Source organism: Pseudomonas sp. P9_2 (assembly GCF_034008255.1).
GTDB lineage: Bacteria > Pseudomonadota > Gammaproteobacteria > Pseudomonadales > Pseudomonadaceae > Aquipseudomonas > Aquipseudomonas synxantha_A.
Window position 1 is genome coordinate 4,210,323 of record NZ_CP125376.1, and the last position, 23,032, is coordinate 4,233,354.

Consider the following 23,032-nt stretch of genomic DNA (forward strand, 5'->3'; position numbering starts at 1 on the left):
CTGCCTTCCCATCACTGTTCGCGTGGTGGGCCTGGCCTGCCACGTTCCGTAATTCCAAGGACCCGCCCCAATGCTGCTGCGCCACCCGCCCTTTCTTTTTGCCGCCCTGACTCTCAGCTCGCTGGTACAGGCCGAAGGCCTGCAACTGGCGCCAGTCGAAGTCACCACCACTGAAGCCAGTGCCGGCGAAATCGCCCAGGCACAGCTACAACGCGTGCCCGGCGGCAGCAATTACATCGATATGAGCAGCGTGCAACAGGGGCGGGTGAGCAGTAACGAAGATGTGTTCAAGTACCAGGCCGGGGTGTACGCCAAGGCGGCGAATAACGAAGGCGTGAAGCTGTCCATTCGCGGTTCGGGCCTGAATCGCAGCCCGGGTGCCCACGCGTCCGGCCTGTATGAAATGTTCGACGGTCTGCCGCTCACGGGCCCGGGCGGTACACCTTATGAGCTCAAGGACCCGTTGTGGCAAAGCCGCGTGGAAGTGCTGCGGGGCGCCAATGGCTTCGATCAGGGCGCGTTGGCCCTGGGTGGTTCGGTCAATTACGTGACCCACACCGGCTACGACGCGCCCAAGCTGCAAGTGCGCTATGAGGTCGGTAGCCGCGGCTATGCCCAGCGGGAGGTCAGTTCCGGCCAGGTGTTGGGCGATGCCGATTACTACATCAGCCTCACCGACTCCGAGTCCGACGGCTACCAGCACCAGAGCGCCGGAACCGGCAAGGGCATCGCCGCCAACTTTGGCTACCGCTCCAACCCGGATCTGGAAACGCGCTTCTACCTGCGCTACCGCGAAACCACCAACGATTCCCCCGGCAAGCTCACGCGCTACCAGATCAGCCATGACCCGCGTGCCGCCAACAGCCTCAACGCCGCCCGCGATTCAAAACGCCTGCAACCGGGCTCTACCTGGATCGCCAACAAGACCACCTTGCAACTGGACGACAACGCCCGAGTGGAAGTCGGGCTGGCCTATCACGACTACCCGATGGATCTGCGCGAGGGCACCAACCGCCTCAAGGTCGCCTATACCGATATCAGCGGCACCCTGAACTACATCCGTCAGGACAGCCTGTTCGGCCATGCCAGCAAAACCACCGTCGGCCTGCGTACCACCCAGGCGATGCCCAATAATGGCGCGTCGGAATATGTACGCATCCCCGCAGGCAACACCGCAATCTACGCGCCCGGGACCAAAACCCGCGACTACAGCTACCTGGGCTCCGACACCGTGCTGCATGTAGGCAATGAGCTGGAACTGCTGGAGGATCTGTGGCTCACCACCGGCCTTGCCGCGATCTACACCCGCCGCGAAACCCAGGTGACTTACCCCGATGGCCAGGCGCCGCTCAGTCAACATGACTGGGACTACGCACCGCGCATCGGCCTGCGTTACGACTTCACCCCGCAATTGCAGGTATACGCCAACCTGAGCCGCTCGGTAGAGCCGCCGCACGCCTGGTCGATGATCTGGGGTTCCAACAAATACTTCGGTCCGGGCAACGGCGCGGCCACGGGGCTACAGCGCGAAGGTGTGAAGTTACGCAATCAGACCGCCACCACCCTGGAAATCGGCGGGCGCGGCGAAGCGTGGCTCGGCCAGTGGGACCTGGCCCTCTACCGCTCTGAAGTACGCCACGAACTGCTTTCCGTGGAAACCCAGGCCCAGACTGCCAACAGCAGCGCGATCATCGCCGAATCCAACGCCAGCCCCACCGTGCACCAGGGCGTGGAACTGAGCCTGCTCAGCCCGCTATGGGACGGCGGCCGCAACGGCAAGCTCGACCTGCGCCAGGCCTATACCTTCAGCGATTTCCACTACCGTGACGATGACCGTTTCGGCGACAACACTTTGCCCGGCATCCCCAAGCATTACTATCAGGCGCAGGTGCGCTACAGCCACCCGACGGGCTTCTACACCAGCCTCAACACCGAACATGCCTCGCGGGTAGCGGTGGACTACGCCAATTCCTACTACGCCGCGGCCTACACCACCCTCGGCGCCACGTTCGGCTATGACGCGCCCAAGCAAGACTGGCAAGCCTGGGTCGATCTGCGCAACCTGACCAACCGTCGCTATGCCAATACCGTTACGCCGGGGTACGACGACAAAGGCGTGGACGCAGCACGTTCTACCCCTGCCGATGGGCGTGGTATCTACACCGGCGTGTCGTGGAGCTGGCGTTAAATCAACCTTCGTGTTGGCGCAGGCGCTTGTACAGGGTGTTGCGGCTCACTCCCAACTCCCGCGCAAGGTGGGAAATATTGCCGCCCACGGCTTGCAGGCGTTGGTTGAGGTCAAGGTTTTCATCCAGGCGCTCGCAGGTGGGCAGCGGCGCCGTTTGCTTCAAATCGGTAAAAAAATCATCGGGCAGATGTTCTGCGCGGATCGGCTGCTCCTCGGCCATCGCCAGCGCCACCTGCAACACGCTGCTCACCTGACGCAAGTTGCCCGGCCACGGATGTTGCTCGAATAACCCCAGCACCTCGGCACTCAGCCCGGCCCACTGGTTCGGCTCGCGATGTTGCTGCCACAGTTGCTGGAACAACGCTTGCTTGTCGGTGCGCTCGCGCAATGGCGGCAACTCCAGCGTCAGGCCGCCGATGCGGTAGTACAAATCCTCGCGAAAGCGCCCGGCCTGCACCAACTCGCGCAGTGCGCGGTTGGTCGCCGAGATGATGCGCAAATCCACCGGGAACACCTCACTGCTGCCCACCGGTTGCACACAGCGCTCCTGCAACACCCGCAACAGGCGGGCCTGGGTCGGCAACGGCATATCACCGATCTCGTCGAGAAACAGCGTGCCCTTGTCCGCCTTGCGAATCAGGCCAATGCTGCCTTTCTGATTGGCGCCGGTGAAGGCGCCTTTTTCGTAGCCGAACAGTTCCGATTCCACCAGCTCAGCCGGAATCGCCGCACAGTTCACAGCGATCAATGCCTGTCGGCTGCGCGAGCTGGCCTGATGCAGGGCTTTGACGAACACCTCTTTGCCCACCCCGGTCTCGCCGTGAATCAGCAATGGAATGTCCTTTTCCAGCAGACGTTCGGCCTGGCGCACCGCTTTCTCCATGCGCACATCGCCAAAATGCAGGGTCTTGAGGTTGATCGAGGTCGGCGCTGGCGGCGGTTGGCTGAACACCCGGGCCTGCACCGGCATTTGCCTGGGGCGCTTCAACAGGCACTGGAAGCGGTTGCGCCCAGCCGCCTGCAACGCAAAGGGCAACCCTTCGGGCTGGTTGAGCAACTCCAGTAAAGACACCTTGAACAGACTGTCGATCATCACCCGAGACAGGCTGATGCCCACCAGGTTATCCGCACGTCGATTGGCTGATAGTACCTGGCCACTTTCATCAAAGATCAGCAGGCCGGCCCACTGGCTGTCGAGGTTGCTCAAGCCGGTGTTGAAGGTCAGTTGGAAATGTTCGCCGCGGAACAGGTTGAGGATCAGCCGGTTTTCCACGGTCTGACTCATCATTTTGACCATGCCCAGGGTATGGGAGGGCGGCAGGTAGCTGTCGCTGGATACATCCAGCACCGCGATGATTTCGCGCTGGGCGTCGAAGATAGGCGCCGCCGAACCGGTCATGAAACGGTTGGCCTTGAGGAAGTGCTCATCGTGCTCGATATGCACGGCCTGGGCGCAGGCCAGCGCGGTGCCGATGGCATTGGTGCCGCTGGCACGTTCCATCCAGCTGGCGCCGGGGCTGAAGCCACGGGCCAGCTTGGGTTCGATAAACCGCTGGGTGCCCCACGACGTCAGCACCTGGCCCTGATTGTCAGCCAGCATGATCAGGCAGTTGGAGTTGCTGAGGATGTTTTCATAGTAGGGCAGTACTTCCTGGTGCGTGGTCTGCACCAGTGAATGCTGGCTTTCCAGGAGTTGACTGATGCCTTCGGCGGGCAGTTGGTCAAAGCTTGGCGTGCTCTGGTGGTCCAGGCCGAAGGCGCGGCAACGTCGCCAGGATTCCTGGATAAGGGTGTCGTGTGCCAGTGGTTCGGCCATGGTGCGACCTTCATTTTTATTGTTATTGGATGTGCACATTCAACCATTGAAATGGGTTCAAGTGTGGGAGGGGCGGTGCGACGATTCGACTTGCTCCCGATAGCGGTATATCAGTGACAGAAATGCTGGCTGACACTTCGCCATCGGGGGCAAGCCCCCTCCCACATTTGTCCTATGTGAGGCTTGAACCGGGTTCGAACAGTGTTGTTCAGAACTGTTCATTGTCAACCCCGAAAGTGTTCAGTTGTTCAGCCACTTTGTTCACTCCTGAACATCCCGATTAACCCATTTCCTTATGCATCAAGCGCTTGCAGTTTTGGCACGAAACTCGCTCTGACACCTGGCCAGATTCATTCCAATAATAAAAAGGTCGTGTCATGTCATTGACCCTGGAACATGTCTCCCGCGTTGTCGACGGCCAAACCTGGATCGACGACGCCAACCTGCGTTTTGAAGCCGGCTCTTTCAACGTCTTGCTCGGTCGCACCCTGTCCGGCAAAACCAGTCTGATGCGCCTGATGGCCGGTCTGGACAAGCCCGGCAGCGGGCGCATCCTGATGAACGGCGTAGACGTTACGCAAAAGCCGGTACGCCTGCGCAATGTGTCGATGGTCTACCAGCAGTTCATCAACTATCCCACCATGACCGTATTCGAGAACATCGCCTCGCCGTTGCGCCAGGCCGGTGTGTCCAACGAGCTGATCCAGAGCAAGGTGCTGGAAACCGCCAGGATGCTGCGCATCGAGAAGTTCCTGCAACGCCACCCGCTGGAACTGTCCGGTGGCCAGCAGCAGCGCACCGCCATGGCCCGCGCCCTGGTCAAAGACGCCGAACTGATTCTGTTCGATGAGCCCCTGGTCAACCTGGACTACAAACTGCGCGAAGAGCTGCGTCAGGAAATGCGCGAACTGTTCAAGGCGCGCCACACCATCGCCATTTACGCCACCACCGAACCCAACGAGGCCCTGGCCCTGGGTGGCACCACCACCATTCTTCACGAAGGCCGGGTGATCCAGAGCGGCAAGGCCGCCGAGGTCTATCACCAGCCGCAAACCGTGCTGGCCGCCGAGCTGTTCTCCGAACCGCCGATCAACCTGATGCCAGGGCGCATCAGCGGCAACGAAGTGAGCTTCGCCAATTTCGTGCATTTCCCGCTCAACGTCGACCTGCGCCCCATCGGCGAGGGCGAGTTCCGTTTCGGCGTGCGTCCCAGCCATATCAGCCTGGTACCGAGCAATGACGATGACCTGGAGCTGGCGGTGACCGTGGAAGTCGCCGAGATCAGCGGCTCGGAAACCTTCCTGCATGTGCGCAGCGAGCACTTCCTGCTGGTGCTGCACCTGCCGGGGGTGCATGAGTACGATGTGGACGCGCCGATCCGCGTGTATATCCCCACCCATAAACTGTTTGTGTTCGATGGCCAGGGCCGTTTGGTCCAGGCCCCCGGGCGCCGTGTCGCGAGGGTTGCCTGATGGCCGAGATCCATTTGCGTAACCTCGCCCATAGCTATAGCCCCACGCCAAAAGGGCCTGAGGACTACGCCATTCGGGAAATGAACCATGTGTGGGAGCAGGGCGGTGCGTACGCGTTGCTCGGGCCGTCGGGCTGCGGCAAATCCACGCTGCTCAATATCATCTCCGGCCTGCTCAGCCCCTCTGAGGGCCAGGTGCTGTTCGATACCCAGGTGGTCAACGACCTCACGCCGGAGAAACGCAACATTGCCCAGGTGTTCCAATTCCCGGTGGTGTACGACACCATGACAGTGTTCGATAACCTGGCCTTCCCGCTGCGAAACCAGGGCATGGCCGAGGCGAAAATTCACAGCAAGGTGCAGGAAATTGCCGAAGTGCTGGACCTGCAAACCCTGCTGAGCAAAAAGGCCCGCAACCTCACCGCCGACGAAAAACAGAAAGTCTCCATGGGCCGTGGTCTGGTGCGTGATGACGTGTCGGCGATCCTGTTCGACGAGCCGCTGACGGTGATCGACCCGCATCTGAAATGGAAACTGCGGCGCAAGCTCAAGCAGATCCATGAGCAGTTCAATATCACCATGGTCTACGTCACCCATGACCAACTGGAAGCCTCCACTTTCGCCGACAAGATCGCGGTGATGTACGGCGGGCAGATTGTGCAGTTCGGCACCCCGCGTGAATTGTTCGAGCGGCCGAGTCATACCTTTGTCGGCTATTTCATCGGCAGCCCAGGGATGAATCTGATCGAGGTGCAGGCCAGGGCGGGTGGTGTGGGGTTTGCCAATACCTTTCTGCCGCTGTCGCAGGCGTTGCAGCAACGCATCAATGCTACCGACTACAAAAAGCTCCAGGTCGGCATCCGCCCGGAATTTATCCATGTATGGGACGACCACAACCCTGACGCCCTGCAAGCCGACGTCACGCATGTGGAGGACTTGGGCACCTACAAGATCATGACCCTCAACCTCGACGGCGCCACGCTCAAAGTGCGCCTGGCCGAAGACAAACCGGTGCCGGAGGGCAGGGCGTCCATCAGCTTCCCCGCGCAATGGCTGATGCTCTACGCCGACGATTACCTGCTGGAGGTGGCGCCATGAACAAGGTGCAGAACAACAAGGCCTGGTGGCTGGTGTTGCCGGTGTTCCTGCTGGTGGCGTTCAGTGCGGTGATCCCGATGATGACCGTGGTCAATTACTCGGTGCAGGATATTTTCGACCAGTCCAGCCGCTACTTCGTCGGGGCCGACTGGTACAAGCAGGTGCTGCTCGATCCGCGCCTGCACGACTCGTTGCTGCGCCAGTTCATCTACTCGGCCTGTGTGCTGCTGATTGAAATCCCGCTGGGCATCGCCATCGCCTTGACCATGCCGACCAAAGGACGCTGGTCATCACTGGTGCTGATTATCCTCGCCATTCCGCTGCTGATTCCATGGAACGTGGTCGGCACCATCTGGCAGATCTTTGGCCGTGCCGACATCGGCCTGCTGGGTTCGACCCTCAACGCCATGGGCATCAGCTACAACTATGCGGCTAACACCATGGACGCCTGGGTCACCGTGCTGGTGATGGACGTATGGCACTGGACCTCATTGGTGGCGCTGCTGTGCTACTCCGGCTTGCGCGCAATTCCCGATGTGTACTACCAGGCCGCACGGATTGATCGGGCCTCGGCCTGGGCGGTGTTCCGGCATATTCAATTGCCGAAGATGAAAAGCGTGTTGCTGATCGCGGTGATGCTGCGGTTCATGGACAGTTTCATGATCTACACCGAGCCCTTCGTCCTCACTGGCGGCGGGCCGGGGAACGCCACCACCTTCTTGAGTCAGACGCTCACCCAGATGGCCGTAGGCCAATTCGACCTGGGCCCGGCGGCGGCGTTTTCCCTGGTGTACTTCCTGATCATCCTGTTGGTGTCCTGGCTGTTCTACACCGCCATGACCCATTCCGACGCCAACCGCTGAGGCCGCCAACATGAGCAAGCGCAAGCTTATTCCGTTACTGATTTATATCCTGTTCCTGCTGGTGCCGATCTACTGGCTGTTGAACATGTCGTTCAAGAGCAACACCGAAATCCTCGGCGGCCTGACCCTGTTTCCCCAGGAGTTCACCCTGGCCAACTACAAGGTGATCTTCACCGACCCAAGCTGGTACACCGGCTACCTCAACTCGCTGTACTACGTGAGCCTGAACACGGTGATCTCTCTGAGCGTGGCGCTGCCGGCAGCCTATGCGTTCTCGCGCTACCGCTTCCTGGGTGACAAGCACCTGTTCTTCTGGCTGCTGACCAACCGCATGGCGCCGCCGGCGGTGTTTCTGCTGCCGTTTTTCCAGCTGTATTCCTCCATCGGCCTGTTCGATACGCACATCGCCGTGGCCCTGGCTCACTGCCTGTTCAACGTGCCGTTGGCGGTGTGGATCCTTGAAGGCTTCATGTCCGGCGTGCCCAAGGAAATCGACGAAACCGCCTACATCGATGGCTATAGTTTTCCCAAGTTCTTTGTGAAGATTTTTATCCCGCTGATTGGCTCCGGCATCGGCGTCACGGCGTTTTTCTGCTTTATGTTTTCCTGGGTCGAGCTGCTGTTGGCGCGCACCTTGACCTCAGTCAACGCCAAGCCCATCGCGGCGGTGATGACCCGTACGGTCTCGGCCTCGGGCATTGACTGGGGCGTGCTGGCAGCGGCGGGGGTGTTGACGATCCTGCCGGGCATGCTGGTGATCTGGTTTGTTCGCAACCACGTGGCCAAGGGCTTCGCCCTGGGCCGGGTCTAGAGGAATCGATGATGGAATGGATGGCCTGGACCACCCCCACTGCGCTGTTCTTTGGCGGCATCGCGCTGATCCTGGCGGGCATGACCACCTGGGAACTGCGCTCGCCGAGCATCGCCCGGCGCGGTTTTCTACCGATCAGTACCACTCGTGGTGATCGCTTGTTTATCGGACTTCTCGGCAGCGCCTACCTGCATTTGCTGGTGATCGGCGTTACCGACTGGAGCATCTGGGTGGCGTCCGCGCTCTCCCTGGTATGGCTGTTGAGTGTGATGCGTTGGGGCTAGTGCCCTTATGAATAAACAACCAGGAGGTCTCTATGTTGAATAAAAACAATAAGCTGCGACATAGCATTTCATTGGCCGCCGTACTGGCCCTCAGCGGTTTGAGCGCTTCGGCCTGGGCCGATGCGTATGAAGATGCCGCGAAAAAATGGATCGGCAGCGAGTTCAAACCCTCGACCCTCACCGAAGCCCAACAGCTTGAGGAGTTGAAGTGGTTTATCAAGGCGTCGGAGCCCTTCCGTGGGATGAAGATCAACGTGGTGTCGGAAACCCTCACCACCCACGAGTACGAATCCAAGGTACTGGCCAAGGCGTTCAGTGAAATCACCGGCATCAAGCTGACCCACGACCTGCTGCAGGAAGGCGACGTGGTGGAGAAGCTGCAAACCCAGATGCAGTCCGACAAGAATATCTATGATGGCTGGGTCAACGATTCCGACTTGATCGGTACGCACTTTCGCTATGGCAAGACTGAATCCATCACCGACCTGATGGCCAACGAAGGCAAGGACTTCACCTCGCCAACCCTGGACCTCAAGGACTTTATCGGCCTGTCCTTCACCACCGCACCGGACGGCAAGATCTACCAATTGCCCGACCAGCAGTTCGCCAACCTCTACTGGTTCCGCGCCGACTGGTTCGAACGCCCGGAGCTGAAAGCCAAGTTCAAGGAAAAATACGGCTACGACCTCGGCGTACCGGTGAACTGGTCGGCCTATGAAGACATCGCCAAATTCTTCAGCGAAGACGTCAAGGAAATCGACGGCAAGCGCATCTACGGGCACATGGACTACGGCAAGAAAGACCCGTCCCTGGGCTGGCGCTTTACCGATGCGTGGTTCTCCATGGCCGGCGGCGGTGACAAGGGCTTGCCCAACGGCTTGCCGGTGGACGAGTGGGGCATTCGTGTGGAGGACTGCCACCCGGTGGGTTCCAGCGTGACCCGCGGCGGCGACACCAACGGCCCGGCGGCGGTGTTCGCCACACAAAAATATGTGGATTGGATGAAAGCCTACGCGCCGCCGGAAGCGGCGGGCATGACCTTCTCCGAATCCGGCCCGGTGCCGTCCCAGGGCAACATTGCCCAGCAGATCTTCTGGTACACCGCGTTTACCGCCGACATGGTCAAGCCGGGCTTGCCGGTGGTGAATGCCGACGGTACGCCGAAATGGCGCATGGCGCCGTCGCCGGTCGGGCCGTACTGGGAAAAAGGCATGAAGAAGGGCTATCAGGACGTAGGCTCCTGGACCTTCCTCAAGTCCACGCCTGAGAAGCAGAAACTCGCGGCCTGGCTGTACGCGCAGTTCGTGACCTCGAAAACCGTGTCGCTGAAGAAAACCATCGTCGGTCTGACGCCGATTCGTGAGTCGGATATCAACTCCCAGGCCATGACCGACATGGCGCCCAAACTCGGCGGCCTGGTGGAGTTCTACCGCAGCCCGGCGCGCACCGAGTGGTCGCCAACCGGCACCAACGTGCCGGACTACCCACGCCTGGCGCAATTGTGGTGGAGCAACATCGCCGCCGCCGCCAGCGGCGAGAAAACCCCGCAACAGGCGCTGGACAATCTGGCCAAGGAGCAGGACGCGATCATGACGCGCCTGGAACGCTCCAAGGTGCAACCGGTGTGCGGCCCGAAAATGAACCCCGAGCGTGACGCGCAATACTGGTTCGACCAGCCGGGCGCGCCGAAGCCGAAACTGGCAAACGAGAAGCCCAAGGGCGAAACCGTGAACTACAACGATCTGCTCAAGCAGTGGGAGGCGGCGCGCAAGTAACAGCGCTGAGTGAGTACGACGCAACGGCACGTTTACGTGCCGTTTTGTTTGAAGCTTGAAGTGCGACGCCCTGCATTTCATCCGGTGGTTCGAGACAGCCCGCCAGGTTGCGACTAAACTGCTGAACATTCATACAGGAGGTTATCTGATGGATGTTCAACTTTCCCCAATTGTTTCCGAGTTTGAAACCGAAGAGCAGGCGAGTAGTCATGATCTCTGGTTTCGTAAAAAAGTCGAAAAAAGCTTGGCCAACCCCGGCCCCGGTGTACCTCATGACGAGGTCATGGCACGAGTTGAGGCGATTATTCTGCAAGCAGAGCTTGAGCAGCGGGCCAAGGCTTGATGTTGGCCGTTTGTTTGGCTTGACGAAGCCATCGGCGACCTGATTGATATCGTGACTTTTATCGCAGCAGAAAGCCCCGGCGCTGCACGACGCATCAAGACCCGCCTGGAAGGCGCGCCTCTACCACTGGCTGAGCACCCCTATCTGTATCCGTGCGGCCGGGTGCCAGGTACTCGTGAGGTGGTTGTACATCCCAATTATGTGCTGGTGTATAGAGTGACTGCCGAGCGGATCGAAATAGTCAACGTATTGCACGCCAGGCAAGAATATCCCTGAGCCTCCCGCCTTCGTATTTCATCAGCGAGCGCCTTTACTGCGACCGCTTATCCCCCCCTTCATAACCTCATTTGAATTTTCCGCACGCCCCGACGCTCTGCATTCTAGAAGCGCGTGAAGTTGAGCGCTCTTGCGGGGCCACCTTGTGGGAGGCCCGTTGTAACGGACTTTGCGGAAACTGCCATCATGACACTCCTTACAGCGCTGTCGGGCCAGCCGGCCTCTCTCACCGACTCGGTCCAGGGCCATCATCAACGGGTGTATCGACAGCTGTACGGCGAAACGCCAGACGCCGCCGAACTGGCGCATGACTACCTGCAAGATCAATTGGCCCAGGTAGAGGAAACCGACTGCGACTTGCCTGAGTCGCCCGAACACCTGACGGCCTGGGTCGAACAGCGCTGCGCCGTTGTGGCCCAGGCCTATGCCGACTACCTTGAGCAGCGCCAGCAAGGCCGGCCACGGCGCTATTTTCACAACAAAGCCCACGCGTTGTATGTCCTGCAGCGAGTGGCGCCGACCAAACAGGTGGATGGCGCCTGGCTCTATGGCCTGCTGCGCTATTGGCAAGACCAGCGCTTCGACGGCTTGCTCACTACCTATCTGGAAGAATTGGGCGACGGTGAAGCCGCGCAGAACCACGTGGTGATCTATCGCAAGTTGCTCAGCGACCACGATGCCGACAGCGACGCCGGCCTTGAGGATGAGCACTACCTGCAAGGTGCGCTGCAACTGGCCCTGGGCCTGTGCGCCGACCAATTCCTGCCGGAAGTCATCGGCTACAACCTGGGCTACGAACAGTTGCCGCTGCACCTGCTGATCACCGCTTACGAACTCAGCGAACTGGGCATCGACCCCTATTACTTCACCCTCCACGTGACCATCGATAACGCCAGCAGCGGCCACGCCAGCAAGGCCGCGCAATCGGTGTTGGGGTTGCTGCCGCTGGGCGAGGGCAGGGCAGCGTTCTACCGCCGCGTCGCCGCTGGGTATCGCCTCAACGATCTTGGCCCGGGTACCACGGCTGTCATCCAGCAGTTCAACCTGCACGACGAAGTGATTGCGATGCTTGAGCGCAAACGCACCTTCGGCCAGCACATGCACTCGGACTACTGCCGCTTCGAAGGCCAGACCGTCAACCAATGGCTGGCCAAGCCGGGGCAGATCGGCGATTTCCTCACCGCCTTGCAGGACAAGGGCTGGATCAAGCGCAACCAGGACCCCGCCGACAGCCGTTTCTGGCAGTTGATCGAGGGGGCCGGCGCGGCGATGTTCGGGGTATTCAGCGCGGCGGAAAAACAGCTGCTGCATGACTGGATCGCCGGTGACTGGGCCAGCGGCCAGCGCGTTCCGCCGGTTCGACCGGGGCGCGGCAGTCGACTTGCCCGCGAGCAGCAATGCCCGGCGGACCCTGACACCCAGGCCCTGGCCGATTCACTGTGGAATCTGCCCGACGAGCAACAGCTCAATGCGCTGATCCCATGGATGTCGGCGCGGCGCCACAGCAGCCCCGCAGGCTTGTACGCCACCCGCCGCTTTATCCAACTGCGTGCGCGTTTGCGCTAAGGAATGTGCCTATGTCTGCCCAACAACTCGCTGATCGCGCCTTGCTGAACCTGGGCCGGGGGTTGAAGGAAAGCGGTTACCGCTTCATTACGCCGACGCCCTTGACCCATGAGCGCGTCTACCGGCGTTTGGCGACGCCGCTGGCGATGACGCTGCGCGACGTATTCGGCTGGTCGATGCCGTTCGACCACGACCTGTTGCCCGAGGCGTTTCGCGAAGAGTTGCAGCAAGCCGATGTGATCGAAAAGCACGATGCCTTATGGCGCAGCACGGTGCGTTGGTCGAGCCTCGACGATCTGCTGTTCGCCCATTCGCCGTATCCCACGGTGCAAGCGGACGCGGTGTTCTTCGGCCCCGACAGCTACCGTTTTGCCCAGGTCATCGAAGCCCATTTGCAGCAGCGTTTCGAACCGCTCAAGCGTGCGGTGGACATCGGCTGTGGCGCCGGTGTCGGTGCCTTGGTGGTTGCCCGGGCCTGGCATGACACCCAGGTGCTGGCGGTGGACATCAACCCGCGTGCCCTGCGCCTGACCGCCGTGAACGCCGAGCTGGCCGGGTTGAATAATGTCAGCGTGTACCACAGTGACGTGCTGGCCAGCGTCGAAGGGCAATTTGACCTGATCGTCGCCAACCCGCCGTACATGAACGATGACCGCCAGCGTGCCTATCGCCATGGTGGCGGGGCGTTGGGGGAGCAGTTGTCGGTGCGCATCGTCAGCGAGTCCCTCGCACGCCTGGCCCTGGGCGGCAGCCTGTTGCTGTATACCGGAGTGGCGATGGTGGCCGGTGGCGATCCTTTCCTTGACGCGGTCAAGCCGTTGCTGGGCAGTGATGTCTACGGCTGGACCTACCGCGAACTGGATCCTGATGTCTTCGGCGAGGAGCTGGAAAAACCTGGCTATGAACGTGTGGAGCGCATCGCGGTGGTTGCGCTCACCGTTACCCGACTGCGTTGACCCTCGATGCTCACTTTCGGCATCGAAGAGGAATACTTCATCACTGATCTGCACACCCGCCGGATGCTCGGCGAGCCTTCGGCGGCGGTGCTGGCGGCCTGTCGCGAGGCGATCGGCGCGGGCTTTGCGTATGAAATGTTCCAGGGCCAGATCGAGGTCGCGTCACCGGTATTCAGTGCCAGCGCTGAAGCCGCGGATTACCTGGCGACAGTGCGCCGCAATCTGGCGCAGCGCCTGGGTGAATTTGGCCTCGGCGTGGTGTGTGCGGGGAGCCATCCATTGGCCGACTGGCGCGAACAGCGACCTACTGACCAAGCCCATTTCCAGCAGTTGTTCGACGATATTCAGTATGTAGCACGGCGCAGCGTGTTGTGCGGGCTGCATGTGCACGTGCAGGTGCCGCACACCCATGACCGCATCGCCGTGATGAACCAGGTTTCACCGTGGCTGCCGCTGCTGTTGCTGCTCAGTTGCTCCTCGCCATTGTGGGATGGCGCGCCCAGCGGCTTTATGAGCTACCGCCAGGCCGCTTGTGATGAATGGCCGCGCATGGGCGTGCCGGAACATTTCGCCGATTGGAACGAATACCTGCGCTACCTCGCGTTGCTGAATCGCATGGGTGCAATCAAGGCCGATGGCAACGGCTGGTGGGGTATCCGCCCGGCGGCGCGTTACCCAACCCTCGAACTGCGCATGACCGACGCCTGCCCGCGGTTGGCGGATGCCCTGGCCCTTGCCACGCTGTTTCGCGTCATGGTCACCCATGCCTGCGGCCTGGAGCGACCCGGCGCCGGGTTCAATGCGCAAACGCGCTGGCTGCTCAAGGAAAATCGCTGGCAGGCCAAACGCTATGGCGCGGGCGGCCACTTTGCGTTGAACGACACCGGCGCCATGGGCAGCGCCGAACAATGGTTGCAATGCGCGCGCCAGACGTTCGGTGTCACCGCAGAGGCCATGGGCGAGCCGCGGCTGTTCGATACGCTGCAAGCGCTGCTGCGGCGCGGTAACAGTGCCACCGAACAGTTGCGTTGGTACGCCCAGGCCCGCGCCGACGGTGCCGATGAGGTGGGCAGCCTGGGCAGTGTGGTCGACCATCTGCTCGCTCAGAGTCGAGGCGACCATTGATGGGCTGCGCACAGGCGCATTTTGATATGTCAGGCCATGGCTTGCGGCTGAATACGCAACTCGCCGTCCACATCCTTGACCAAGCCACTGGCCATGAACAACGGCGCCAGGCGCTTGTGCAACTGCGGCTCGACAAACTCCTTGACCGTGTCCAGCACCAGCACGCCACTGAGCGGCAACTCGGCCTTGGTGTACGACAGCCATGCCTTTTTCAACGCCATCAACACATCGCTGCCCGCCGTCGAAGCGAAACGGCGATGCACTGGCTTGGCGTCGAAAGTGAAGGCGTGCTGGAACTCATAGCCGCTTTCGTCACCGCCACTGGCAGCGCAACGCACGCACGTGCAGGGGCCATCGCCGAACGCGCTGCGCAGGTAGGCGTTGAAGTCCACCACGGGCTTGAGTGACAGGCGCTTATCGACCTCGAACAGGTCCCCGGTCATTTTTTCGTCAGTGTTCAACGTCCATTTCCTCGCAGTCGGTTGCTGTGTTTCAAAGCGCGGCACAATACCAGCCGAGCGTGAGTTTGGGGATTATTTGCGTCGTGAGGGAGGGTTAGCGGAAGAATTCACCGGGGGTGGAATCGAACTGCTGACGAAACGCATTGATAAACGCTGAGGTCGATTCATAGCCACACCCCAATGCCACATCCGTCACCCGCTCGCCTTGTTCCAGGGCGGGCAGGGCGCTCAGCAGTCGCAGGCGCTGGCGCCATGCGCGAAACGTCAGGCCGGTGTCACTCAGGAACACCCGACTCAGGGTCTTTTCACTCACCTCCAGCTTGCGGCTCCACTCGCCCAACGTCGTCTGCTGCTCGGGATGCAGGTTGAGGCTGCGGTAGATCTGTCGCAGCCGTGGGTCGTGAGGCAGTGGCAACATCAAATCCACCTGTGGCGCGGCGGCGAGCTGATCGAGTAGTACCTGAGCCAGGCGTCCGTCCGGCCCGTCCTCGGTATATTCCACCGGCACCTGGCTGAAATTACGGATCAACTCGCGCAACAAACTGCTCACCTCCAGCACCTGACACCGTTCGGCCGCCCAGGCAGTGACGCTGCAATCGAGGTACAAGCTGCGCATTTCGGTATGGGGCGAACTGAACACCCGATGGGGCATGCCTGCCGGAATCCAGACGGCGCGCTGCGGGGGCGCGACGAAACGGCCGACGCTGGTGTGGATCTCCAGCACCCCGGAAATCGCGTAGGACAACTGCACCCACGGGTGGCTGTGCCGTCGCGTCAGCGCACGATTGGGCAAGGATTCGGTGCGCCCATATACCGGTCGTGGCAGGCTGGAAAGCCCGGGCACACTGCGGCGCACGGTTTTTTCATGTCCTTTTGGCGGCATTTACTGGCTCATTGGCGTTAGTCGGTAAAGGATCGTTACGTTAGAGTCGCCGGGACGCTCTTGGCAACCCCTGGAAGATTTGCTTATGACCCGCCCGCGCTTTCTGCCCGATAACTTCACCCTGACCCTGATCGCCACGGTGATCCTTGCCTCCCTGCTACCGGCCAGCGGCCAGACCGCCGTGGCGTTCGGCTGGGTGACCAACCTGGCCATCGCGTTGCTGTTTTTCCTGCACGGCGCCAAGCTGTCGCGCCAGGCTATCGTTGCCGGTGCAGGTCACTGGCGCCTGCATTTGTTGGTGTTCAGCCTGACCTTTGTGCTGTTTCCGCTGCTGGGCCTGGCGCTCAAGCCGGTGCTGTCGCCGCTGATCGGCACCGAGCTGTACATGGGCATGCTCTATCTGTGCGCGTTGCCGGCCACTGTGCAATCGGCGATTGCCTTCACGTCCCTGGCCCGCGGCAATATCCCGGCGGCGATTTGCAGTGCGGCGGCTTCCAGCCTGTTCGGTATCTTCCTGACCCCGCTGCTGGTGGCGCTGCTGCTGAACGTACACGGCGATGGCGGCTCCACCGTCGACGCGATCCTGAAGATCAGCGTGCAGTTGCTGCTGCCATTCATTGCCGGGCAAATCGCCCGCCGCTGGATCGGCGACTGGGTCGGGCGCAACAAAGCCTGGCTGAAATTTGTCGACCAGGGCTCGATCCTGCTGGTGGTCTACGGCGCATTCAGCGAAGCGGTCAATGAGGGCATCTGGCATCAGATCCCGCTGTGGCAACTGGGCGGTCTGGTAGTTGCCTGCTGCGTATTGCTCGCGTTGGTGCTGGTAGCGTCCGCGTTGTTGGGTAAGGCATTCGGTTTCAGCCAGGAAGACCGCATCACCATCCTGTTCTGCGGCTCCAAGAAAAGCCTGGCGACCGGCGTGCCGATGGCGCAGGTGCTGTTCGCCGGGGCGAGCATGGGCGTGCTGATTTTACCGTTGATGCTGTTTCACCAGATCCAACTGATGGTGTGCGCGGCGCTGGCTCAGCGATATGCCCAGCGCCCGGAAAGCATCCCCGAGTTGATGGGGCAGGTGGATCCGTGATGCACCTCTCATTCCCAGACAAATAAGCTCAAGTTAACCGCTGCGCCGACGACTAACTTCTTACTAACCCAAGAAGGAGTCTCGGCATGAACGTTCGTCGATTTGCGGTAGTGACAGGCCTTCTTTGCCTGTGGGCAAGCACCTGCGGCGCGGCGCAGACAGTCGGGCAGGGCACCATCAGGTTCACTGGCGCCATCGTCGAGCCGGGGTGTGCGACAAATGCGCGCAGCGGGTCGGTGATGGAACTGCGCGGCTGTGCCAGAGTGAGTCGCGGCAGCCGCTTCGAGGTGCGCCATGTGGCGCCGGTGGCCAGCGTCAACGCGGCCCATGTGCAGCTGGTGGCAGACAGCGGCGAGGGGCGCTATTACGACCAGCGCTATCTGCTGGTAGACACCGCCGGCAAGCCCATTGAGTCCGGCAACTACATCATTACCATGACGTCGCCATAAGCCATCGGGCGACGATCCGCATCAACAGCCGCGCGAGAAACCTATAGAATGCTCGGCGGCGGCGCTTGTCCTGGGTGGCCGCTTGATCATCGCCAGAGTACCCCGCCCGTCAATGAGCCTTTCAGCCGCAACCCCCCAAGCCAATTGGCAACCGGTCATCGCCCTGGCGCTGGCCGCGTTTGTGTTCAATACCACCGAATTCGTCCCTGTGGGGCTGCTCAGCGCCATTGGCGCCAGCTTCGACATGCCCGTGGCCAGCGTCGGTCTGATGCTCACCATCTATGCGTGGATCGTGTCCCTGACCTCGCTGCCGGTGATGCTGCTGACCCGCAACGTCGAACGGCGCAAGCTGCTGATCGTACTGTTCGGCCTGTTTATCGCCAGCCATATTCTCTCTAGCGTCGCCACCAGCTTCGGCCTGCTGATGGTCAGTCGTGTCGGCATTGCCTTGGCCCACGCGCTGTTCTGGTCGATCACCGCCTCGCTGGCCGTAAGATTGGCGCCCGAAGGCAAGCAGGTGCAGGCCCTTGGCCTGTTGGCCACGGGCACGTCCCTGGCGATGGTGCTCGGCATTCCCTTGGGGCGCCTGCTCGGCGAGGCCATGGGCTGGCGCACTACCTTCCTGGTGATCGCCGCGTTCGCCGCGGCCCTGGTGTTCTGGCTGGCGCGCACCTTGCCGCTGTTGCCGAGCCAGAACTCCGGCTCCCTGCGTAGCCTGCCGCTGCTGTTCAAGCGCCCGGCACTGGTGGCGCTCTACGTGCTGACCGCGATGACCGTCACCGCGCAATTTACCGCCTACAGCTATATCGAGCCCTTCGTCGAAGGCGTCGCCGGGCTGGGGGGCAGTGCGGTGACGTTGATCCTCTTGGTGTTCGGGGGGGCCGGCATTATCGGCTCGTTGTTGTTCAGCCTGGTGCACCGCTTCAACCCGCACCTGTTCGTGATCGGCGCAGTGTTTATCCTCGCCGCGTGTCTGGCGCTGATGCTGCCGTTGAGCGGCGCTGAATCCTACCTGGTGGTGTTGAGCATTTTCTGGGGCATGGCGATCATGGGCTTTGGCCTGGCCATGCAGTCCAAAGTGCTGGTGCTTGCACCGGACGCCACCGACGTGGCCATGGCGATGTTCTCCGGTATCTACAACATCGGCATCGGCGGTGGCGCGTTGATGGGCAGTTGGGTCGGCAGCCACTTCGGCTTCGCCTGGATCGGCGCGGCGGGCGGGTTGCTGGCGACGCTGGCGTTGGTGGGATATTGCCTGGCGATTCGGCGGTTTGGGCAGGGTGTGCCGAGCTGATCGACCAGTATCCAGCGGGTGACCACAGACTAAATGTGGGAGGGGGCTTGCTCCCGATGAGGGAGTGTCAGTCAACACATCAGTGACTGACTCACCGCCATCGGGAGCAAGCCCCCTCCCACACTTACGCCACCGGAATCAATGGATCCGCCGCCGCCAGCGCCACCGCTCGATCCGCCGCGGGTGGGTAGATCCACACGCTGTTGATCTGTTGCTTGAGCGCCTTGGCTTCCTGGCCCACCAGCTTAAGCTGGCGGTCCCAGCCTTCGGTGTACACCGCGCCCCAGGCGCCGAGATCGAGACAGGTCACGTATTTGGGTTGGCTGTAGGCCATTGGTGCCACACCGATCAAGTCGGCGGCGACGTTGTTACCGGCGTAGCGGCCCAGCGCGATGGCGTGCTGGCAGGACATGGCGGCGAAGTTGCCCTGGTCGTCGGTGGCGGCGTAGGCCACGTCCCCGGCGGCGTAGACGGCAGGCTGGCCCTTGACCCTGAGAGTGGCGTCCACGTGCAGGCGACCCTGAGGATCGCAGATGCCATCGATCTGCTCGGTCAACGGGTTGGCGCGAAAACCAATGGTCCAGATCACGGTGCTGGACGCAATCCGCTGCCCATCTGCCAGAATCACGCCGTCGGCGTCCACCGAGGCGACCGAGGTGTTCAGTACCCATTCAAGCCCAAGCGCCTGGCTGGCCTCGATGATCGCCGGGCGAATGCCATCCCCCATGGACGCCGCTATCTGCGGGCCCCGGTCCACCACCACCACGCGAATATCGGCAGCATCCCCCAGCGCAGTGCGCAGTCGAGCAGGCATTTCGGTGGCGGTCTCGATTCCGGTAAAACCACCGCCGGCGATGACCACGGTGTTGCGGGCCGGGCTGTCGGGCAGGTTTTTCAGGGCCTTGATATGCGCTTCAAGTCGCGTGGCGTCTTCGATCTGGTCCACGTCGAATACGTGCTGGATGCCGTCCATGCCCGGGCGATTCAAGCGGCTGCCGGCAGCAAGCACCAAGCGGTCGTAGCTGAGGGTGGCCGGGCTGCCCGCTGCGTTACGGTAAGTCACTTGCCTGGTGTTGGCGTCGATGCTGTCGGCAGCGCCTTGTACAAAGGTCACGCCCACTGCGCTCAACAGCGGGCCGAGCGGCGCCTGCATGGCGTGCACGTCGGGCTCATAAAAACGTGGGCGAATACGCAGTTGCGCCTGCGGGGCGAGCAAGCTGATGTGCACATCGTTGCGGTCGTGTTTGTCCAGCAGGCGGGCCGCGCTCAGGGCGCTCCACACGCCGCCGAAGCCGGCGCCAATGATGAGAATGTGTTGTTTCATGAGGTTGCTCCAGAGACCAGGTAAGCCGCAAGGCATTGCCGGATCACTGTAAAAGCCGTACTGCTTGTCAGAAAGGACAGATAACCCTGAATCACTGCCACTTTTAACCGGCCTAGCGAGAAAAGCGCTCGCGGTAGTCGCGAGGCGCGATAGCCAGATGCCGATGGAAGGTGCAGCGCATACGCTCTTCGTCGCCAAACCCGCACAGCCGGGCGATCTGGTCGATGCTGCGTTGGGAATCTTCGAGCATCCGCCGCGCCGCTTCGATGCGAAACAATTCAATGGCCTTGGCCGGGGTGCGACCGGTTTTCCGTTTATAGACCCGGGCAAAGTTACGCGGGCTCATATGGCTTTGCGCAGCCAGGCGTTCCACGCTGAGGTCGCTGTCGCGCAGGTTGTCGCTGATCCACACGTGCAGGGCATCGAAGCCGGCGCTGTCGGCGGTTTGCGCTTGCAGCACCTGGCTGAACTGCGCCTGGCCGCCGGGGCGCTTGAGGAACACCACCAATTCGCGCGCCACTTGCAGCGCTACCTCGCGCCCGCAATCGGCTTCCACCAGTGCAAGGGCCAGGTCGATCCCGGCACTCACACCGGCGGAGGTCCATACCGTGCCTTGCTGCACGAATATCGCATCCACATCCACTTCGATGCTCGGGAAGCGTTGTCTGAGCAGCTCGCACATGGCCCAATGCGTCGCCGCGCGGCGCCCCTCAAGCAAGCCGGCCTGGGCCAGCAAAAAGGTGCCGCTGCATACCGAGGCGGTACGCCGAGCCTGGCCGGAGGCATTGCGCAGCCAGTCCACCAGCGCAGTGTTATCCGCCATGGCTTGCTCAATGGCGGGCGCACCGGGCACCACCAGCGTATCGATTGCGCCAGGGGCCAGTTGTGCCAGCGCCACGGTGTCGACGCTCAAGCCTTCGGCGGTCGGCATCAGGCCACCGGTCAGGCTCGCGTTGTGTACCACGTAGCCGTGCAAACCGCGTTCGGCCATGGCCTTGGTCGCGGCCCAGAACACCGTTTGCGCGCCGGTCAGGTCGAGCAAGCCCATCTGTGGGTAAGCCAGGAACACCAGCGTGCGGGGTTGACCCAGCGGGTTGATAGTGGTCATGCGTCGGCCAGCAGCGTTTCCAGTTTTTCCTGAACCCGCGCAAACTGCAGACGGCTGATGGCTTCCAGGTCGCCGGTGTCGCAGACCACCGTGGTGAATTGCTTGAGTTGTTCGAGCTTGGACGTCATGGCCGCGGCCTCCAGGAAAGTGGCAAGGACTGCTTTTGTACCACTTCCGGCACGCCTTGTTTACCTAGGGTTGCCAGGTCTGCACCGCCCTGGCATCCACCGCCTTGGGCAGCAGGCCAGCCTTGAAGAACGCATCGGCAATTTGCTGCTGCTCACCCAACTGTTCCAGCGTCACCGGCTGCACCTGATAGCTGCGGTGCGCGTTAGCGGCTTCCACCGTCGCAGCGTCCAGGTTACCCCATAACGGCCCGAGCACTGTTGCCGCCTCCTGCGGATGCGCTTTCACCCATTGGCCGGTTTTTTCCAGCTCTGCAAACACCACCCTCAGCACTTCAGGATGGGCCTTGGCGTAAGGCGTGCCGGTCAGGTAATAACGCTTGTAGCTGGCAAGCCCGGCACCGTCCGCCAGGGTGCGGGTCGGCAGTTGCCGCTGCACGCTGGTGAGGAAGGGCTCCCAGGTGACCCAGGCATCCACCTTGTTGTTTTCGAAGGCGGCGCGACCGTCAGCTGGCGAGAGGTACGCCGGCTGGATATCGGTGAACGCCAGGCCGGCCTTGTTCAGCGCGGCGATGAGTAAATAGTGGGCGCCGGCGGCCTTGGTCACCGCGATTTTCTTGCCTTTGAGGTCCGCCAATTGCTGGATCGGCGAGTCCTTGCGCACCACGATGGCCTGGGCCGCAGGTGAGGGCGCTTCCTGGGCAAAGTAGGTGAGCTGGGCCTCGGCTGCCTGGGCGAAGATCGGCACCGTGTCGGCGACGTCGGCGCTGATATCCACGTTGCCAACGTTCAATGCTTCGAGCAATGGCAGGCCGCTGGGAAACTCATGCCAGCTGACGTCGATGTGGTTGGCGTTGAGGGCTTTTTCCAGGGTGCCCCGGGTTTTCAGCAGGGTGATCAGGGTTGAGGATTTCTGATAGCCGATACGCAGGGTCTCCTGGGCGTCGGCACTCACGGCGATGGAGAAAACCAGCAATCCTAATACAGCGGCAAGCGGGTGGCGGAGGGTCATGAGCGGCTCGATATTCAACGGAATGAGCCGAAGCATAAGGTTCTGAAAACCGCTTGATAAATACTCTTTCGATCTGAGCTTAAGGACACTTGAGGCAGTGTCCGTTGACTGAATGTGCATCTGCCAGATCGGGCCATGAGTAATCATTCGTTGAGGCGACACAGGCCAATGTGGGAGGGGGCAAGCCCCCTCCCACAAAAGTTATGGGGTGTTGGGGGGTGTGGGTTGCAGGCAATCCAGTGCGCGGTCGGCGAGAGTGCGGGCCATGTCGATCAAGTGGGCGGTGGAGCAGGCCATGTCGCGTTGGGTGCCTTTGAGGCCCTCGGCGGTTTCGGTTGCTGTGGTGGTGGCGCAGCGTAGCAGCGAGGAAATGCTGGCGATTGCGTCTTCGAAGCTCAGGTCTTCGTGGACGACAAAAACGGGGTAGGGTGGGTCGGGGACGATTTTGCTCATGGATATAGCTCCTACTCAGTTGGGGCGCCATCCGGTGCCGTTTCCACACGGCAGATTGGGTGGCAGCCATACGCGGGGTGGAAACCGGGGAGTAGGACCCAGTCAGACCGAAGTCTGCCCGCGCACAGCCGCCATTGAGCGTTTGCATACGATCATGACGCCTACTCATTCCCGGGTTTCCACACCCGATCGCTGATATGCAGCGACGAAGCGAAGGCTAGCCAGTGGATTGAGCAGGCGCAAGGCCGAAGGATTGTCTAGGAAACG

At 61.4% G+C, this 23,032-nt stretch carries 21 protein-coding genes and 2 pseudogenes; 15 read left to right on the forward strand and 8 right to left on the reverse strand.

Annotated features, from left to right (window positions below; genetic code table 11):
- Positions 1–70 precede the first annotated feature (70 nt).
- Complete coding sequence (locus QMK52_RS18980; protein WP_320403247.1) at positions 71–2,188, forward strand: TonB-dependent receptor family protein; 2,118 nt, start codon at positions 71–73, stop codon at positions 2,186–2,188.
- 1 nt (position 2,189) lies between these two features.
- On the opposite strand, the gene QMK52_RS18985 is transcribed toward QMK52_RS18980, so the two are convergent.
- A complete protein-coding gene (locus tag QMK52_RS18985) occupies positions 2,190–4,004 on the reverse strand; it encodes a sigma-54-dependent Fis family transcriptional regulator (protein WP_320403248.1) in 1,815 nt (604 codons plus the stop codon).
- 377 nt (positions 4,005–4,381) lie between these two features.
- On the opposite strand from QMK52_RS18985, the gene QMK52_RS18990 reads away from it, so the two are divergent.
- The 11 genes and pseudogenes from QMK52_RS18990 (at position 4,382) to QMK52_RS19040 (ending at position 14,572) form a co-directional block, all read left to right on the forward strand.
- Complete coding sequence (locus QMK52_RS18990) at positions 4,382–5,476, forward strand: ABC transporter ATP-binding protein (protein WP_005789027.1); 1,095 nt, start codon at positions 4,382–4,384, stop codon at positions 5,474–5,476.
- Positions 5,476–6,573, forward strand: a complete 1,098-nt coding sequence (locus QMK52_RS18995; RefSeq protein ID WP_320403249.1) for an ABC transporter ATP-binding protein — start codon at positions 5,476–5,478, stop codon at positions 6,571–6,573. The genes QMK52_RS18990 and QMK52_RS18995 overlap by 1 nt, the downstream gene beginning before the upstream one ends.
- Positions 6,570–7,436 (forward strand): carbohydrate ABC transporter permease, encoded by an 867-nt coding sequence (locus QMK52_RS19000; protein ID WP_005789024.1) that lies wholly within the window; start codon positions 6,570–6,572, stop codon positions 7,434–7,436. Before QMK52_RS18995 ends, QMK52_RS19000 begins: the two co-directional genes overlap by 4 nt.
- Positions 7,437–7,446: 10 nt before the next feature.
- A complete protein-coding gene (locus QMK52_RS19005; RefSeq protein ID WP_005789022.1) occupies positions 7,447–8,247 on the forward strand; it encodes a carbohydrate ABC transporter permease in 801 nt (266 codons plus the stop codon).
- Between the two features lie 11 nt (positions 8,248–8,258).
- The gene (locus QMK52_RS19010; RefSeq protein WP_005789020.1) at positions 8,259–8,531 is read left to right on the forward strand and encodes a DUF2160 domain-containing protein; all 273 of its coding nucleotides are present in this window, start codon (positions 8,259–8,261) and stop codon (positions 8,529–8,531) included.
- 32 nt (positions 8,532–8,563) lie between these two features.
- Complete coding sequence (locus QMK52_RS19015) at positions 8,564–10,306, forward strand: ABC transporter substrate-binding protein (RefSeq protein ID WP_003192009.1); 1,743 nt, start codon at positions 8,564–8,566, stop codon at positions 10,304–10,306.
- Positions 10,307–10,454: 148 nt separating this feature from the next.
- Entirely contained in the window at positions 10,455–10,649 is a 195-nt protein-coding gene (locus tag QMK52_RS19020; protein ID WP_005789017.1) for a hypothetical protein, read from the forward strand.
- Positions 10,650–10,664: 15 nt separating this feature from the next.
- A pseudogene (locus QMK52_RS19025) lies at positions 10,665–10,925 on the forward strand (type II toxin-antitoxin system RelE/ParE family toxin); the annotation flags it as partial.
- 186 nt (positions 10,926–11,111) lie between these two features.
- The gene (locus QMK52_RS19030; protein WP_032803593.1) at positions 11,112–12,491 is read left to right on the forward strand and encodes an iron-containing redox enzyme family protein; all 1,380 of its coding nucleotides are present in this window, start codon (positions 11,112–11,114) and stop codon (positions 12,489–12,491) included.
- An 11-nt stretch (positions 12,492–12,502) separates the two neighbouring features.
- Complete coding sequence (locus QMK52_RS19035; RefSeq protein WP_005789011.1) at positions 12,503–13,447, forward strand: methyltransferase; 945 nt, start codon at positions 12,503–12,505, stop codon at positions 13,445–13,447.
- Between the two features lie 6 nt (positions 13,448–13,453).
- Positions 13,454–14,572, forward strand: coding sequence for a carboxylate-amine ligase (locus QMK52_RS19040; protein ID WP_005789009.1), 1,119 nt, complete (start codon positions 13,454–13,456; stop codon positions 14,570–14,572).
- A gap of 29 nt (positions 14,573–14,601) precedes the next feature.
- On the opposite strand, the gene QMK52_RS19045 is transcribed toward QMK52_RS19040, so the two are convergent.
- Positions 14,602–15,033: a hypothetical protein gene (locus tag QMK52_RS19045; RefSeq protein WP_078821572.1), complete on the reverse strand. Its 432-nt coding sequence runs from the start codon at positions 15,031–15,033 to the stop codon at positions 14,602–14,604.
- A 94-nt stretch (positions 15,034–15,127) separates the two neighbouring features.
- Positions 15,128–15,916, reverse strand: a complete 789-nt coding sequence (locus QMK52_RS19050; RefSeq protein ID WP_194438546.1) for an AraC family transcriptional regulator — start codon at positions 15,914–15,916, stop codon at positions 15,128–15,130.
- Between the two features lie 85 nt (positions 15,917–16,001).
- Between QMK52_RS19050 and QMK52_RS19055 the strand changes: the two genes are divergently transcribed.
- From QMK52_RS19055 to QMK52_RS19065, 3 genes are all read left to right on the forward strand, one after another.
- Complete coding sequence (locus tag QMK52_RS19055) at positions 16,002–17,000, forward strand: bile acid:sodium symporter family protein (protein ID WP_005789002.1); 999 nt, start codon at positions 16,002–16,004, stop codon at positions 16,998–17,000.
- An 86-nt stretch (positions 17,001–17,086) separates the two neighbouring features.
- A complete protein-coding gene (locus tag QMK52_RS19060) occupies positions 17,087–17,449 on the forward strand; it encodes a type 1 fimbrial protein (protein WP_005789000.1) in 363 nt (120 codons plus the stop codon).
- Between the two features lie 112 nt (positions 17,450–17,561).
- A complete protein-coding gene (locus QMK52_RS19065; RefSeq protein WP_194438545.1) occupies positions 17,562–18,743 on the forward strand; it encodes a sugar transporter in 1,182 nt (393 codons plus the stop codon).
- A 124-nt stretch (positions 18,744–18,867) separates the two neighbouring features.
- Here QMK52_RS19065 and QMK52_RS19070 read toward each other — a convergent pair whose 3' ends face one another.
- From QMK52_RS19070 to QMK52_RS19090, 5 genes and pseudogenes are all read right to left on the reverse strand, one after another.
- Positions 18,868–20,067 carry an NAD(P)/FAD-dependent oxidoreductase gene (locus tag QMK52_RS19070; RefSeq protein WP_005788997.1) on the reverse strand — a complete coding sequence of 400 codons (1,200 nt, stop codon included), beginning with the start codon at positions 20,065–20,067 and terminating at the stop codon, positions 18,868–18,870.
- A 112-nt stretch (positions 20,068–20,179) separates the two neighbouring features.
- The gene (locus tag QMK52_RS19075; RefSeq protein WP_005788995.1) at positions 20,180–21,175 is read right to left on the reverse strand and encodes a GlxA family transcriptional regulator; all 996 of its coding nucleotides are present in this window, start codon (positions 21,173–21,175) and stop codon (positions 20,180–20,182) included.
- Between the two features lie 44 nt (positions 21,176–21,219).
- Positions 21,220–21,303, reverse strand: a pseudogene (locus QMK52_RS27430) (hypothetical protein); the annotation flags it as partial.
- 64 nt (positions 21,304–21,367) lie between these two features.
- Positions 21,368–22,312, reverse strand: a complete 945-nt coding sequence (locus QMK52_RS19085) for an aliphatic sulfonate ABC transporter substrate-binding protein (protein ID WP_005788994.1) — start codon at positions 22,310–22,312, stop codon at positions 21,368–21,370.
- A gap of 201 nt (positions 22,313–22,513) precedes the next feature.
- Complete coding sequence (locus QMK52_RS19090) at positions 22,514–22,765, reverse strand: DUF6124 family protein (protein WP_005788992.1); 252 nt, start codon at positions 22,763–22,765, stop codon at positions 22,514–22,516.
- Between the last annotated feature and the right edge of the window lie 267 nt (positions 22,766–23,032).